14 protein-coding genes are annotated in these 15428 nt (G+C 66.7%); 10 read left to right on the forward strand and 4 right to left on the reverse strand.

Annotated elements, in window-relative coordinates; genetic code table 11:
* Nucleotides 1-82: 82 nt before the first annotated feature.
* Together ASD22_RS03285 and ASD22_RS03290 are read right to left on the reverse strand one after the other, a co-directional pair.
* Nucleotides 83-1120 (reverse strand): agmatine deiminase family protein, encoded by a 1038-nt coding sequence (locus ASD22_RS03285; protein ID WP_056078845.1) that lies wholly within the window; start codon nucleotides 1118-1120, stop codon nucleotides 83-85.
* Nucleotides 1121-1214: 94 nt separating this feature from the next.
* On the reverse strand, nucleotides 1215-1580 hold the full coding sequence (locus ASD22_RS03290; protein ID WP_056078848.1) for a hypothetical protein: 366 nt from the start codon (nucleotides 1578-1580) through the stop codon (nucleotides 1215-1217).
* 200 nt (nucleotides 1581-1780) lie between these two features.
* Between ASD22_RS03290 and ASD22_RS03295 the strand changes: the two genes are divergently transcribed.
* The 5 genes from ASD22_RS03295 (at nucleotide 1781) to asnB (ending at nucleotide 8800) form a co-directional block, all read left to right on the forward strand.
* Nucleotides 1781-3715, forward strand: coding sequence for an ATP-binding cassette domain-containing protein (locus tag ASD22_RS03295; RefSeq protein ID WP_056078851.1), 1935 nt, complete (start codon nucleotides 1781-1783; stop codon nucleotides 3713-3715).
* 13 nt (nucleotides 3716-3728) lie between these two features.
* Nucleotides 3729-4652 carry a hypothetical protein gene (locus tag ASD22_RS03300; RefSeq protein ID WP_056078852.1) on the forward strand — a complete coding sequence of 308 codons (924 nt, stop codon included), beginning with the start codon at nucleotides 3729-3731 and terminating at the stop codon, nucleotides 4650-4652.
* Nucleotides 4649-6370 (forward strand): single-stranded-DNA-specific exonuclease RecJ, encoded by a 1722-nt coding sequence (gene recJ, locus ASD22_RS03305; RefSeq protein ID WP_056080875.1) that lies wholly within the window; start codon nucleotides 4649-4651, stop codon nucleotides 6368-6370. Before ASD22_RS03300 ends, recJ begins: the two co-directional genes overlap by 4 nt.
* A gap of 75 nt (nucleotides 6371-6445) precedes the next feature.
* Complete coding sequence (locus tag ASD22_RS03310) at nucleotides 6446-6817, forward strand: STAS/SEC14 domain-containing protein (protein ID WP_056078855.1); 372 nt, start codon at nucleotides 6446-6448, stop codon at nucleotides 6815-6817.
* 300 nt (nucleotides 6818-7117) lie between these two features.
* Nucleotides 7118-8800 (forward strand): asparagine synthase B, encoded by a 1683-nt coding sequence (gene asnB, locus ASD22_RS03315; RefSeq protein ID WP_056078857.1) that lies wholly within the window; start codon nucleotides 7118-7120, stop codon nucleotides 8798-8800.
* A gap of 4 nt (nucleotides 8801-8804) precedes the next feature.
* Here the strand turns inward: asnB and chrA are convergent, their stop codons facing one another.
* The gene (chrA, locus tag ASD22_RS03320) at nucleotides 8805-10004 is read right to left on the reverse strand and encodes a chromate efflux transporter (protein ID WP_056078860.1); all 1200 of its coding nucleotides are present in this window, start codon (nucleotides 10002-10004) and stop codon (nucleotides 8805-8807) included.
* Nucleotides 10001-11482 (reverse strand): multicopper oxidase domain-containing protein, encoded by a 1482-nt coding sequence (locus ASD22_RS03325; RefSeq protein WP_056080879.1) that lies wholly within the window; start codon nucleotides 11480-11482, stop codon nucleotides 10001-10003. Before ASD22_RS03325 ends, chrA begins: the two co-directional genes overlap by 4 nt.
* Nucleotides 11483-11588: 106 nt before the next feature.
* Between ASD22_RS03325 and prfB the strand changes: the two genes are divergently transcribed.
* The 5 genes from prfB to ASD22_RS03350 all read left to right on the forward strand — a co-directional run bounded on the left by prfB (nucleotide 11589) and on the right by ASD22_RS03350 (nucleotide 15413).
* A protein-coding gene (gene prfB / locus ASD22_RS03330) for a peptide chain release factor 2 (RefSeq protein ID WP_156458928.1) occupies nucleotides 11589-12714 on the forward strand; the annotation gives its coding sequence in 2 pieces (ribosomal slippage) (nucleotides 11589-11663 and nucleotides 11665-12714; 1125 coding nt in all).
* A 47-nt stretch (nucleotides 12715-12761) separates the two neighbouring features.
* Nucleotides 12762-13088, forward strand: a complete 327-nt coding sequence (locus ASD22_RS03335) for a hypothetical protein (RefSeq protein ID WP_056078863.1) — start codon at nucleotides 12762-12764, stop codon at nucleotides 13086-13088.
* 84 nt (nucleotides 13089-13172) lie between these two features.
* Entirely contained in the window at nucleotides 13173-14720 is a 1548-nt protein-coding gene (gene lysS, locus ASD22_RS03340; protein ID WP_156458929.1) for a lysine--tRNA ligase, read from the forward strand.
* A gap of 130 nt (nucleotides 14721-14850) precedes the next feature.
* Nucleotides 14851-15156: a YciI family protein gene (locus ASD22_RS03345; protein WP_007080751.1), complete on the forward strand. Its 306-nt coding sequence runs from the start codon at nucleotides 14851-14853 to the stop codon at nucleotides 15154-15156.
* Entirely contained in the window at nucleotides 15153-15413 is a 261-nt protein-coding gene (locus tag ASD22_RS03350; protein WP_056078866.1) for a BolA family protein, read from the forward strand. The genes ASD22_RS03345 and ASD22_RS03350 overlap by 4 nt, the downstream gene beginning before the upstream one ends.
* Nucleotides 15414-15428 lie beyond the last annotated feature (15 nt).

A 15428-nucleotide genomic window follows, 5' to 3' on the forward strand; every position in this document is an offset into this window, starting at 1 on the left:
TGCCGAATGGGCCAATCGGCTCAGTTTAGCGGGTGGGGGTGATGGCGCCGCCAAGGCCGTCGCATGGGCGGCGAGCCACTTGTCAGTGCGCCACGCCCGCGGGCAATTGCATGGTGATGCAGTGCAGGCTGCCGTTCTGCCAGATCAGCGCCCGGCATGGCACCTGCACCACCTCGCGCCCGGGATGCGCCGTGCCGATGATGCGCGCCGCTTCGTCGTCGGCGTCGTCGCCATAGGCGGGTACCAGCACGGCGCCGTTGACGATCAGGTAATTCGCATAGGACGCGGCGAGCCGGCGGCCTTCGTCGATGATCGGTTGCGCCCACGGCAACGGATACAACTGATATGGACGGCCATCCGCTGTGCGCAGCGCGGCAAGTTCGGCGGCCATGCGTTGCAATTCGTCGTGGTGCGGGTCGCCGGCGTCGTCGCAGGCCTGGTAGACGATACGGTCGCCGGGTGCGAAGCGGGCGAGGGTGTCGATGTGCGCGTCGGTGTCATCACCTTCGAGATAGCCGTAATCCAGCCACAGCACGCGTTCGGCATGCAGGCCGTCGCGCAGGATCGTGCTCATCTCCTCGCGCGATTGGTCCGGATGCCGCTGCACCAGGCAGCGCCAGGTGGTGAGGATCGTGCCGGCGCCATCGCTTTCGATACCGCCGCCTTCCAGCGCCCAGTCGATGCGCTTGTGCGCGGCATTGCCGAACACGCCGGCGTCGACCAGCCCGGCCACCAGCGCGTCATCCTGCGCGGCGCCGAACTTGCCGCCCCAGCCGGTGAAGCGGAAATCGGCGAGCTGAAAATGGTTGCCGGCGGCCAGCGTGATCGGGCCGGAATCGCGCAGCCAGGTGTCGTCGTACGACAGCTCGACGAAGCGGATACGCGATAGATCGGCGCCCGCGGCGGCGAGATTTTCCCGTGCGTGCGCCATCAATGTGGCGTCGGCCACCACGATGATCAGCGACTGGAACCGGGTGACCGCGGCAGCCAGCGCCACGTAGGTCGATTCCACTGCGGCCAGGCGGTCGGCCCAGTCGGTGCCGGCGTGCGGCCAGGCGATCAGTACGGCGGATTGCGGCTCCCATTCCGCCGGCAGGCGTAGTTGGGGGTTGGCGGTCATGTCGGCACTCGCGTTTCGAAGCCCGGCGGGCGAAACAGCAAGTGTAAAGGGAGCGGCACCCATCGCGATGCCGCAAGGCGTTATCCAGCGCTTGTTACTGCACCGCCGCCGGGTTGGTGTTGTTGCCCGCGGGCGTGTTGAGCACCGAGTGGATCACGTGGTTGTGCTCGAAATACACGATGAACTTGGCGTAGTCCCACCGATTGATGACCGGGTGCTTCTTGGTGTCGCCACCGCGTGGCGTCAGCTTGCGCAACGGCGCGCCGTAATCACGTTCGACCTGCGCCATGCTGAGGCCGCGGCTGGGCAGGTTCATGCCCTTTTCCTGCTGCACGCGGTGGATCAGCAGGTTGTCACCATGGGTGGTGCGGGATTGGGCGTGGGCCGCGGGCGAGGCCGCAAGACCGGTGAGCGCAGCGAGCATGACGATGATCGGCAAGCCGTTCGTGGACGTGACCATGGATTCCCCTCTCCATACAAGCTGTATGCGGCGTCGTTTTATCAGAACTGCCGATGCTACGCCATGTCCAGCGGCGCCGGGTGCGACGTGATCGGCATTCACCTGCGTGATCGTCGCCCGAATCGGCGGTGGCATGGCCGGGCGGCTATCATGGACGGCTGTGGCGACCGCACGCCTGCTTCCGGATACCTGCTCATTCCATGATTGCTTTTCGACACTTCGCGCTGCGCCGTGGCAGTCGCCTGCTGCTTTCCGATATCGACCTGGTGATCCAGGCCGGCTGGCGGCTGGGCGTGATCGGCCGCAACGGCTGCGGCAAGTCCAGCCTGTTCGCTGCCTTGCAGGGCAAGCTGGAAAGCGATGCGGGTGAACTCGACATGCCGGCCAAGGTGCGGCTGGCCTCGGTGGACCAGGAAACCCCCGCGCTGCCCGATGCCGCCATCGATTATGTGCTGGGCGGCGACGAGGAACTGGCCGCGGCGCTGGCCGCCGAGGCGGATGCCGGCGAGCGCGGCGACATGGAGGCGATGGCAGCCGCCCATCACCGCATCGAGGAATTGCACGGCTACGACGGCCGCGCCCGCGCCGGCAAATTGATGCACGGGCTGGGCTTTTCGCCCGAGACGCACGAGCGCGCGGTGAAGGAGTTCTCCGGCGGCTGGCGCGGCCGCTTGAACCTGGCGCGCGCGCTGATGTGCCCGTCCGACCTGCTGCTGCTGGACGAACCCACCAACCATCTCGATCTCGACGCCGTGCTGTGGCTGGAGGAATGGCTGCGCCGTTACCAGGGCACCTTGCTGATCATCTCGCACGATCGCGAATTCCTCGACGGCGTGATCACCCACACAATGCACCTCGATGGCGGTGGCGCGAAGCTGTACACCGGCAACTACAGCGCGTTCGAACGCCTGCGTGCCGAGCAGTTGCGCCAGCAGCAGATCTCGCACGAGCGCGAGCAGGCCGAGCGCGCGCACCTGCAGTCCTTCGTCGACCGCTTCAAGGCCAAGGCCAGCAAGGCCAAGCAGGCACAGTCGCGCATGAAGCGGCTGGAGAAACTGGCTGGCACCGAAGCGGTGCGCGCCGAGCGGCCTTTCAGCTTCCAGTTCCCCGCACCCGGGCGGCTGCCCGATTCCATGCTGCAACTGGAAGACGTCACCGCAGGCTACGCGGTCGATCCCTCCAGCCGCGAGGGCAACGGCGAAGTTACCCATATCGTGCTGGGCGACGTGCGCTTTTCCATTGAAGCCGGTGAGCGAATCGGTCTCCTGGGTCCGAACGGCGCCGGTAAATCCACCCTGGTGAAAACCCTGGTGGGCGAGCTGGAGCCGTTCAGCGGCGAGCGCAAGGCGCACAAGGACCTGAAGATCGGCTACTTCGCCCAGCACACGGTGGAAAGCCTGCGCGAGGGATCGAGCCCGCTCGATCACCTGCAGGACAAGGCGCCGGGCGTGGCCACGCAGGTGATGCGCGATTTCCTGGGCACCTGGAATTTTGCCGGCGACCGCGCCTTCGAATCCGTCGACGGTTTCTCCGGCGGCGAGCGGGCGCGCCTGGCGTTGGCGCTGATCGCGTGGGACAAGCCGAACCTGCTGCTGCTGGATGAGCCCACCAACCATCTCGACCTGGACATGCGCGAGGCGCTGGCTGACGCGCTGGCCGATTTCGACGGTGCGCTGGTGCTGGTATCGCACGACCGTCACCTGCTGGGTCTGGTCTGCGACAGCTTCTGGCGCGTGGCCGATGGCAGCGTGGAAAGCTTCGACGGCGATCTGGACGATTACGCCAAGTGGCTGCGCACCCGGGGCACCGCCAACAAGAAGGCCGCCAAGGCCAGCGCCACCGTCAAGCCGGTGCCAAAAACGCCGGAGGTGTCGCCCGATGAACGTCGCCGCCAAGCGGCCGCCCAGCGCGAGGACGAGAAAACCTCACGCCAGCGGGTAAAGCGCATCGAAACCCGCACCGCCAGTATCGACACCGAGCTGGCCGCGCTGGAAAACCAGTTGGCCGACCCGGCAACCTACAACGGCCCCACCCAGGAATTGATGCGGCTGGGCCAGCGCCAGACCGAGCTGCGCCGCGAGAAAGAAGCGCTGGAAACCGAGTGGCTGGAACTGGTGGAACGATTGGAAGCGTAGGAGTGATGAAGTCGTGAGTGCGAAGCCCGAACGTCCGCTGCACCTGTGGTTGCCCGCACTGCCGCGCTTCGCGCCGGATCATCCGCTACGCCAGTTGCTGGTTCGCGCCGATCGGCTGGCAGACGGTTCCATCGGGTATCTCGACGGGCTTGGCGATCATTTCCCCGGCGCGGGCTCGCCGTTGCCGGCGGCGGCGTTGACGCGTGATTACCTCAGCGGTGATGCGGCGGGGCATGGCTGGTTGTCGGCCGACCCCGCCTGGGTGCAGCCGGACATCAACGGCGTGCGCCTGCTGGCATGCGGCCAGATGGAACTGAGCATGGCCGACGCGCAAGCGCTGGCCGCGCCCCTGAAACCCGTGTTCGGCGACGCCGGCATGCTGTTGGAAATCACCGCGCCCGACCGCTGGCACCTGCGCCTGGCCAAGGACAGCCCGTTGCCCACGTTCGCCGCGCCGGAGCAGGCGATGGGCGAGGATCTGGCGCAACACCTGCCGCAAGGTCCGCAAGGCAAGCGCTGGCGCATGCTGCTCAATGAGGTGCAGATCCTGCTGCACCAGCATCCCTTGAATGCGCAGCGGCGGGCCCAGGGGCTGTCGCCGGTCAACAGCCTGTGGCTGTGGGGTGGCGGCGTGTTGCCGGGTCCGTTGCGCAGCGAATGGGCTGGCGTGGTCAGTGACGATGTGGTGCTCAACGCGCTGGCGGCACGCGCCGGAACCGCGCATCAATCGCGCACGGCCGAGACGGTGGCGGCGGCGGGCAAGGGCTGGCTGATCGACTTGCAGGATCTGCCGGCCGGCGACATCGCCACCCAATGGTGGCCCGCGCTGCAATCGTTGTTGGCGCGTCAGCCGGTGATGCTGCACTTCGCCAGCGGCGAGCGCTGGCAGCGCAAACCTTGGCACCGCTGGCGTTTCTGGCGTGGAGCGGGCGCTTGAGCGCAGTGGCCTCGAGCCCGCTGCAATTGCGTCGCCGCGCCAGTCTGGGCGAAGTCAGCGGCTGGCCCGATTCGGTGCACCCGGTGTTGCAGCGGATCTACGCCGCCCGCGGCGTGTTCGGCCCCGAGCAGGTGGAGCACCGGCTGGCCCGGCTGCTGTCGCCGCAGATGCTGGGCGGCATGGAGCAGGCGGTCGACTTGCTGGTACAGGCGATCGAAGGCGACTGGAGCATCCTGATCGCCGGCGACTACGACTGCGACGGCGCCACCGGTACCGCCGTGGCGATGCGCGGGTTGCGACTGCTGGGCGCGCGGCATCTCGGCTATGCCGTGCCCAACCGCTTCATCCATGGCTACGGGTTGAGCCCGGCGCTGGTGGCCTCGCTGCAACCCACGCCGCAACTCATCGTCACCGTGGACAACGGCGTGGCTAGCGTGGCGGGCGTGGCGGCGGCGAAAGCGCGCGGCATCCGCGTCATCGTCACTGACCACCATCTGCCCGGCGAACAACTGCCCGATTGCGACGCGATGGTGAACCCCAACCTGGCCGGCGACGGCTTTCCCAGCAAGGCGCTGGCGGGCGTGGGGGTGATGTTCTACCTGTTGCTGGCGTTGCGCGCGCGGCTGTTTCCGGCCGGCTCGCCCGCGCGTCCCGACCTTTCCAGTCTGCTGGACCTGGTGGCGCTGGGTACGGTGGCGGATCTGGTGCCGCTGGATTTCAACAACCGCGTGCTGGTGGCCGCCGGCTTGCAGCGCATCCGCAGCGGCCAGGCCTGCGCCGGTATCACGGCACTGGTCGAGTCGGGCAAGCGCAGCCTGGCGACGCTGTGCGCCAGCGATCTGGGCTTTGCCGTCGGCCCTCGGCTGAATGCTGCTGGTCGCCTGGAAGACATGCGACTGGGCGTCGAATGCCTGCTCACCGACAACGTGGGGCAGGCGCGCCGCCATGCCGAAGAACTCAGCGCGATCAACCAGGAACGGCGCGACCTGCAGGCGTCGATGGTGGCCGAGGCAGAAGTGATGGCCGCCAACATGGCGCACACCGACGCGATCGGCGTGGCCTTGTACGAGCCGTCCTGGCATGCCGGCGTGGTGGGGCTGGTGGCGTCCAAGTTGAAGGATCGCCTGCATCGGCCGGTGATCGCGTTCGCGCCTGCCAGCGAGGACAACACCGACGACCTGCGCGGCTCGGCCCGCTCGATCGCCGGTTTCCATATCCGCGACGCGCTGGCCGTGATCGACGCGCGCCACCCCGGCCTGATAGAGCGCTTCGGCGGTCACGCGATGGCCGCCGGGTTGAGCCTGAAAACCTGCGATTACCCGCGTTTCGCGGCGGCCTTCGACGCGGTCGCGCAGGAGTTGATTGACGCAGAACGCCTGCAGGCCGTGCTTCTCACCGACGGTGGCTTGCCGCCCGGCGCGGCCTCGCTGGCGCTGGCGCGGCAGTTGCGCCACGCCGGCCCCTGGGGCCAGGCTTTCCCCGAGCCGTTGTTCGACGATGTCTTCGACTGCATCAGCTGGAAGGTGATGGGCGAGCGCCACCTGCGCCTGCAATTGCGCGACCCGCGCGACGGCGCCCAACACGACGCGGTGATGTTCAACGCCTACCACGGTCATCCGCCGCCGACCTCGCTGCGCGCCGCCTACGAGCTGACCATCAACGACTGGCAGGGGCGGGAATCGCCGCGGCTGCTGTTGCGGCATATCGAGCCGGCCTGAATCTCCACGCCAGCCATTGCCCGCTCTTCACAGGCGGTGTTTCACGCTTGCGGCGTCCCATGCCCGGAGAACGCCATGATCAAGCAGATGGAAGGATTGCCCGCCGGCACGCTGGGTTTTCGCGCCCACGGCCGGGTCACCGCCGACGACTACGAGCGCGTGGTCGTGCCCGACGTGGAGGCGGCGTTCGCGCTCAACCGCAAATTGCGCTTGCTGTACGTGATCGACGAGGACTTCACCGGATTCGATCCCGGCGCCATGTGGGACGACGTGAAGATGGGTGCGCGCCATTTCAGCGGCTGGGAGCGAGTGGCCCTGGTGACCGATGTGACCTGGCTGCGCGCCACCGCCAACGCCATGGGTTTCATGATGCCCGGCGAGTTCCGCCTGTTTTCGCTGGCTGACCTGGAGACGGCCAAACGCTGGATCGCCGAATTACTGCCTTGATGTTGCAACGCGGCACTTGCGTATGGACGTCCAATCTGTTCTATTGACCAGCATGCATTTTCAGCCCGCCAGTTTTTTCATCGACGCCGCCGCTCTGGCGCGTCCTGGTGTGCTGGTCGGTCGCAATAATAATCGCGCGAATAATAACGCCAACCATTGGCGGGCCGGCGCGTAGCTGAAGTTTCATCCCATACGCGAAAAGGCCCGCCCAGTGCGGGCCTTTTTGTTTTTGGGTGCGACAGAATCTTGCCGGGCAACCGGCGACACCATCAACCACATTGACGAGAAAGGGGTAGTGGCATGTGTTCGATTTTCGGGATGTTTGATCTGCAGCCGGGCGACGACCTGGGTGCGTTGCGCCGCCAGGCACTGGAGCTGTCGCAGCGCCAGCGCCACCGCGGTCCGGACTGGAGCGGCGTGTTCGTCGATGAAGGCGCGATCCTGGTGCACGAACGGCTGGCCATCGTCGACCCGACCAGCGGCGCCCAGCCGCTGCGTTCGCGCGACGGCGAGCTGGCGCTGGCGGTCAACGGCGAGATCTACAACCACCGCGAATTGCGCGCCGCCAGCAGCTACGACTTCACCACCGGCTCCGACTGCGAAGTGATCAACGCGTTGTACCGCGAGCAGGCTGCCACCGATGCCGCCGGCGATTTCGTCAACAAGCTCAACGGCATCTTCGCGTTCGCGCTGTGGGATGGCGCGGCGAAGCGCTACGTGATCGCGCGCGATCCCATCGGTGTGTGCCCGCTGTACTGGGGTCACGATGCGCAGGGTCGTTTGTGCGTGGCGTCGGAGATGAAGGCATTGGCCACGCTGTGCGCCGACGTGGCGCCGTTCCCGCCCGGCCACGTTTACGACAGCGCCGTCGGCGAACTGCGTCAGTACTACAAGAAGGACTGGCGCGAGTACGCCAACACCCGCGGCCACGACCTGACCCCGGCAGCCTTGCGCGAGGCGTTCGAGCAGGCGGTGCACCGCCAGCTGATGACCGACGTACCCTACGGCGTACTGCTGTCCGGTGGCCTGGATTCGTCGCTGGTCGCCGCCTGCGCCGCGCGCTTCGCCCGTGAGCGGATCGAGGACAACGACCGCAGCGAGGCCTGGTGGCCGCGGCTGCATTCGTTCGCCATCGGCCTGGAAGGCTCGCCCGACCTGGCTGCCGCGCAGATCGCCGCCGACGCGCTGGGCACCGTGCACCACGGCTTCGTCTACACCTTCGCCGAAGGCCTGGATGCGATTCCCGAGGTGATCCGCCACATCGAAACCTACGACGTCACCACCATCCGTGCCGCCACGCCGATGTTCCTGCTGGCGCGCCGGATCAAGGCGATGGGCGTGAAGATGGTGCTGTCGGGCGAGGGCTCGGACGAGATCTTCGGCGGCTACCTGTACTTCCACAAGGCACCGTCGGCCGAGGCGTTCCACGAGGAAACCGTGCGCAAGCTCGACACTTTGCACAGCTACGACTGCCTGCGCGCCAACAAGTCGATGATGGCCTGGGGCGTGGAAGCGCGCGTGCCGTTCCTGGACCTGGAATTCCTCGACACCGCGATGGGCCTGGACGCGAAGCACAAGATGGCCGGCAACGGCAAGATCGAGAAGCACGTATTGCGCGAGGCGTTCGACGGTGCGCTGCCGAAGGAAATCCTGTGGCGGCAGAAAGAGCAGTTCAGCGACGGCGTGGGCTACGGCTGGATCGACGGCCTGAAGGACCACGCCGAGCAGTCCGTCAGCGATCGCGAATTCGCCGCCGCGGCCGCGCGCTACCCGTTCAACACGCCGGCCACCAAGGAAGCGTATTTCTACCGCCGCATCTTTGAGCAGCACTATCCCAGTGAGGCTTGCGCGGCCACCGTGCCGGGCGGCAAGTCGATCGCCTGCTCGTCGCCGGCGGCCATCGCCTGGGATCCGTCCTTCGCCGCGGCCGCCGACCCGTCCGGTCGTGCGGTGAAGGGCGTGCACGAAAAAGCGCTGGCCTGAGTCGTCAGAGCAGCGCCGCAAGCAGCGAGGCCGTCACGCACCATCCCACGATGGCGAGTGCCGGCCAGCGGGCCCAGGCGAACAGGGCGAAGGCACTCAACGCGACGATGGCGTCCCGCGGGCGCTGTACGGCACCGGTCCACACCGGGTTGTACAGCGCGGCGGCCAGCAGGCCGACCACGGCGGCGTTGACGCCGGCCAGCACGCGCGCCGCATCGTTGCGCGCGGCCAGTGCCCGCCAGAACGGCAATGCCGCTGAAACCAGCAGCAACCCCGGCAGGAAGATCGCCAGCAGACAGATGGCGGCGCCCAGTGCGCCGCTGTGCCCGATGCCGATGCGCTCGCCCAGAAACGCCGCCAGGCTGAACATCGGGCCGGGTACCGCCTGGGCGGCACCGTAGCCGGCGAGGAAGCTGTTGCCATCGAGCCAGCCGGGATCGACCACGGTCTGTTTCAGCAGGGGCAGCACCACGTGGCCGCCGCCGAAGACCAGCGCACCTGTGCGATAGAAACCGGCGGTGATCCGGGCCCACGCCGGTGCATCGGCCCACGGCAACAGCGACAGAAGCAGCAGCGTGGCGAACACGGCCAGCAGCATGATGCCGCTGCGCCGTCCATGCCGCAGCGTCAGCGGCTGACCCGGATGCGCCGTCACCGAGCGGCACAGCCACGGGCCCAGCAGGGCGCCCAGCGCGATCACGATCAATTGCATCCATGCGTTGCCGCTGACTGTGACCAGCAAGGAGGCGAACACGGCGAGCAGCAGGCGCGGCAAGTCTGGCGTGAGCCGGCGCGCCATGCCGAGCAAGCCCTGGGCGACCACCGCCACGGCGACCAGTTTCAAGCCGTGGATCGCCGCCTGGCCCGGCGCGCCGGACCAATGCGCGCTCAGCGCGGCGAAGGCAAACATCAACAGGGCCGATGGCAGCGTGAAGCCGACAAAGGCGGCAACGCCGCCCCAGCCACCGGCTCGCAGCAGGCCGATGGAAAAGCCCAGCTGGCTGCTCGCCGGCCCCGGCAGGAACTGGCACAACGCCAGCATCTGGCCGAAATGCTCGTCGTCCAGCCAGCGTCGCCGTTCGACAAATTCGCGATGGAAATAGCCCAGATGGGCGATCGGTCCGCCGAACGAAGTCATGCCCAGCCTGAGAAACGCACTCAGCACTTCCCGGGCAGAGCCGGCCGGCGCGGATGCATCGCTCATGCGCAGTCGAACAGCGCCATGAAGCCGAAGTCCATGTGTAATTGCATGTGACAGTGGAACAACGACAACCCGGGCTGGTCGGCGGTGAAATCGACATCCATGCTCTGGTAGCCACCCAGCATCACCACGTCCTTGACCACGCCCGCGACGGGCTGGCCGGCGATGCGGGTGATCTCGAAGCTGTGCCGGTGCAGGTGCATCGGGTGGATGTCGTCGCTGGCGTTGTGCATGCGCAGCCGATAGCGCTTGCCGTACTGCAGGCGGAACCCCGGCTGCATCGCGCGCATGTCGAACGGCTGGCCGTTGATGGTCCACTGGTTGAAACCATGGAGCGCCGCGTTGCGCTTGGCGAATGTCAGCTCGATGGTCTCGTCGGGAGTGGCTGGTGGTGGCGCATCCGGCGAGGCGAAGCGGCGGTAGTCCCACCGGAACGGCGGCGGCTTGATCCATTGCGGCTTGCCGCCGTGGCCGGCGTACTCGACCACGATGCCCATGCCGCGGTTGCGATCGTCATCGGCGAGGTCGCCGAGTATCCACACGCCCGGATGCGTCATCTCGACGATGGCCGAAATGCGTTCGGCGGTGCCCAGCCACAACACCGGCACCGTGGCCGGGTGCGGCACCGGGTTGCCATCCAGCGCCACCACCGTGAACGCGTGACCGGGCAGGGCGAGGCTGCGGATCTCGGTGGCGCTGCCGTTGATGATGTGCAGCAACACGCGCTCGCCGGCGCGTACGCGGATCGGCTCGCCATGGCCGAGCATGCGGCCGTTGATCGAGAACGACTGGTAGCCCACCTCATACCCGTGCGCGGCGCCATCGGCCAGCGACGCCTTCATCGCTGTTTCGCCGCGCTGCTGCAAGATCGGGTCGCGCTTGTCGGGCTGCAGGAAATCCATCGCCATGTCGCCGCCCTTGCTGAAGAACGGATCGAACTCCTTCAGCGTCATGAACACCTCGCGGTCCCAGGCGCCGGACTCGTGCGGCGGCTCGATGTATACGGGGCCGACCAGGCCGCTGTACTGGCCCTGGTCGAGATCGGCGCCGGCGCGCACATGCGTGTGATAGAAGCGCAGCCCCGCCGGGCCGGGTACGAAGGCAATCCGGCGCATGCCGTGGGCCGGAATGTACGGCGTGCCTTCTTCGGCCGCGCCATCCACCGCGGCGGGCAGGAATTGCCCGTGCCAGTGCAGTTGCTCGGGCGTGTCGGTGTCGTTGTGGACGTCCACCACCACCGGCCGACCTTGCTTCAGCCGCAACAGCGGCCCGGGAAACTGGCCGTTGTAGGTGCGGGTGGAAACGATGTGGTCCGGCGCCAGTTCCACCAGGCCGCGGCCGATGCGCAGCGAGTGGTCGGCGGGGCGAAGTGGTTCAGCTGGTTGCATTGTCAGCGCGTCGCCGGCGTGGAGCAGGCCGGGCGCGGCGCCGGCCAGGGTCAGTCCACCCAGTTTCAGAAACGCCCGGCGGTCGATCGGCATGGCGGACTCCATTCGGAGATAAGCGCGGCCAGTGTAGTGCGTAGGGCGGCGAGGGCGGTGCCTCCTCTGGTATTCTTGCGTGCTTGCCTCCCACCAAGATTTCACGATGATCGAGACCAATCCCATCCATGCGCAGATCGCGGACCTTCGGGACCGGGTCGAGTCGCTTAGGGGGTATCTTTGACTACGCTACAAAAAGCGAACGTCTGGAAGAAGTAACCCGCGAGCTGGAAAGCCCCACCGTGTGGGACGACCCGGCCCGCGCGCAGGAACTGGGCCGCGAGCGCGCCCGCCTGCACACCATCGTCGACGGCATCGACACGCTCACCGCCGGGCTCACCGACGCTGGTGAATTGCTGGAAATGGCCATCGCCGACGAGGACGACGAGACGGCGCAATCGGTCATCACCGACCTGACGCGGCTCGAGAGCCAGGTCGGCAAGCTGGAATTCCAGCGCATGTTCTCCGGCAAGATGGATGCGATGAATGCGTTCGTCGATATCCAGGCCGGCGCCGGCGGCACCGAGGCGCAGGACTGGGCCGAGATGCTGCTGCGCATGTACCTGCGCTGGTGCGAAAACCGCGGCTGGAAAACCGAGCTGATGGAAGTCTCCGGCGGCGACGTGGCTGGCGTGAAGTCCGCCACCTTCCGCGTCGAGGGCGACTACGCCTACGGCTGGCTGAAGACCGAGATCGGCGTGCACCGCCTGGTGCGCAAGTCGCCGTTCGATTCGGACAACCGCCGCCATACCAGTTTCACCTCGGTGTTCGTGTCGCCCGAAGTCGATGACGACATCGACATCGACATCAACCCGGCCGACCTGCGAACGGACGTCTATCGCTCCTCCGGCGCGGGCGGCCAGCACGTCAACAAGACCGAATCGGCCGTGCGCATCACGCACATCCCCACCAATACCGTGGTCGCCTGCCAGACCGGCCGCAGCCAGCACGCCAACCGCGATACCGCGATGAAGATGCTGGCCGCGAAGCTGTACGAACTGGAAGTGCAGAAGCGCAATGTCGAGAAGGATGCGCTGGAAGCGACCAAGTCGGACATCGGCTGGGGCAGCCAGATCCGCAACTACGTGCTGGACCAGAGCCGCATCAAGGACCTGCGCACCGGCATCGAACGCACCGATACGCAGAAAGTGCTGGACGGCGACCTGGACGAATTCATCGAAGCGAGTTTGAAGTCGGGCCTCGAAGCCGGCTCCAAGCGCAGTGACGCCTGAGTGCCTACGTCCGGGTTCCCTGTATCTGCCCGAATGGGAGTGAAGCCATGAATCGCAAGAAGAACGGCATCCTGCTGGCGATGTGCGCCGGCCTTGCCATGTTTGGCATGACCGCCCACGCGGGCCAGGAAAGCTTCGGCCAGAGCGTCAAGCAGGGCGCGAAATCGGCCGGCCACGGCATCGCCGACGGCGCCCGCGACGTGGGTCACGCCAGCGCCCGCGTGGGCAAGAAAATCGGCCACGGTGCGAAGGACGCTGGCGTGGGCATCGGCCATGGCGCCAAAGACGCGGGCGTGGCCGTGGGGCACGGTGCGCGCGACGGCTGGAACGCCACCACGCATGCGGTCAAAAAGGTTTTCAGCAAGGGCGACTGACGCGCGCGAGCCGTCATCCGACAACAGTCATCGACAACCAGCCACGCGCCCATCGCGGCGGCTGCCCGGAGCAACAGAGTTTCCATGAGCGCATCGACCGACACCCCGATCACCGACGACAGCAAGCCCGATGAAAACAAGCCTGACGAAAACAGGCTTATCGCCGAGCGTCGCGAAAAATTGAAGGCGTTGCGCGCGCAGGGCATCGCGTTCCCCAACGATTTCCGGGTGGACAGCTTTGCCGGCGACCTGCAGGCCGAATACGCCGACAAGGACGTCCATACGGCCGAAGCGATCGACGCCCTCGCGCGACGGGTGAAGGTGGCCGGACGCATCCTGCTCAAGCGCGGGCAGGGCAAGGTCAGCTTCGTGCAGATGCAGGACCAGACCGGCCGCATCCAGTTGTTCGTGCATCAGGGCACGCTGGGCGAGGCCTACGAAGCGTTCAAGGGTTGGGACGTGGGCGATATCGTGGGCGCCGAAGGCCTGCTGATGCGCACCAAGACCGGCGAGCTTTCCGTGCGGGTGGATCAGCTGCGCCTGCTGACCAAGAGCCTGCGTCCGCTGCCGGACAAGTTCCACGGCCTGGCCGACGTGGAGCAGCGCTACCGCCAGCGCTACGTCGACCTGATCGTCACCGAGGAAGCGCGCCGCACCTTCATCCTGCGCTCGAAGATCATCGGCAGCATGCGCCAGTGGCTGGAAGCGCCCACGCGCCGCTTCATGGAAGTGGAAACGCCGATGATGCACATGATCCCCGGCGGCGCCACCGCGCGGCCGTTCACCACGCATCACAACGCGCTGGATCTGGAGCTGTACCTGCGCGTGGCGCCGGAGCTTTACCTGAAGCGCCTCGTCGTCGGCGGCTTCGATCGCGTTTACGAGATCAACCGCAACTTCCGCAACGAGGGCGTGTCGACCCGGCACAACCCCGAGTTCACCATGCTGGAGCTGTACCAGGCCTACGCCACGTATCACGAGATCATGGACCTCACCGAAGGCCTGATCCGCGACATCGCGCAGAGCGTGCTGGGCACCACCGCACTGACCTGGGACGGCGCCGACATCGACGTCGGCCCAGCCTTCCGCCGCTGGCGCATGGAAGACGCGGTGCTGGAACTCAACCCCGGGATCAAGCGCGAGGAGCTGCGCGACCGCGAGGCGATGGCCGCGCACGCGAAGCGCGTCGGCGTGCAGGTCAAGCCCGGTTACGGCTGGGGCAAACTGCTGCTGGAAATCTTCGAGAAGACCGTCGAGCACACCCTGATCCAGCCCACCTTCATCACCGACCACCCGGTCGAGGTGTCACCGCTGGCGCGTGAGAGCGACACCGACAAGGGCATCACTGACCGCTTCGAGCTGTTCGTCAACGGCAAGGAGCTGGCGAATGGTTTTTCCGAGTTGAACGACCCGGAAGACCAGGCCGCCCGCTTCCAGGCCCAGGTCGACGCCAAGGACGCCGGCGACGACGAAGCCATGCACTTCGATGCCGACTACATCCGCGCGCTGGAAGTCGGCCTGCCGCCCACCGGTGGCCTGGGCATCGGCATCGATCGGCTGGTGATGCTGCTGACCGATTCGGCCTCGATCCGCGACGTGCTGCTGTTCCCCTATATGCGCCCCGAGGCCTGACATCGCGCGTGTGTAGGAGCCCACCCTGTGGGCGATGCTTTTAATTCAAGCGTGACGAAAAGCGATCGCCCACAGGGTGGGCTCCTACGCGGAGCGGCCTCGACCTCATCAACCTCAAATGGAGTTCGCCATGTGGTACGCCATCGTCGGCACTGACAATCCCGAATCACTGGCGGGACGCAAGTCTGCGCGCCCGGCCCATATCGCCCGGTTGAAGCAGTTGCAGGACGAAGGCCGCTTGCTGCTGGCCGGCCCGTTTCCCGCCATAGATTCGCCCGAGCCGGGCCCGGCCGGTTTCAGTGGCAGCCTGATCGTGGCCGAGTTCGCCTCGCTGGCGCAGGCGCAGGAATGGGCGGGCGCCGATCCGTACATCGCTGCCGGTGTCTATCGCGAAACCTCGGTCAAGCCGTTCCTCAAGGCGCTGCCGGCAGCATGAACGGGTCGCCGGTCATGGCGCAGATCCGCGCGCGGCTGGAAGCGGCCTTTGCACCGACGGCGCTGGAAATCATCGACGAAGGCCACAAGCACGCCGGCCACGCGGGCGAGGGCAAGGGGCATTTCCATGTGCGGATCGTCAGTGCCGCGTTTGCCGGCCAACTGCCGCTGAAGCGTCACCGGATGATCTATGCGGCGCTTGAAGGGTTGATGGACAACGGCATTCATGCGCTGTCGATCGATGCAAACACAGAATAAACAAATACATAGAAG

This window comes from Rhodanobacter sp. Root480 (assembly GCF_001426645.1).
Taxonomy (GTDB): domain Bacteria; phylum Pseudomonadota; class Gammaproteobacteria; order Xanthomonadales; family Rhodanobacteraceae; genus Rhodanobacter; species Rhodanobacter ginsenosidimutans.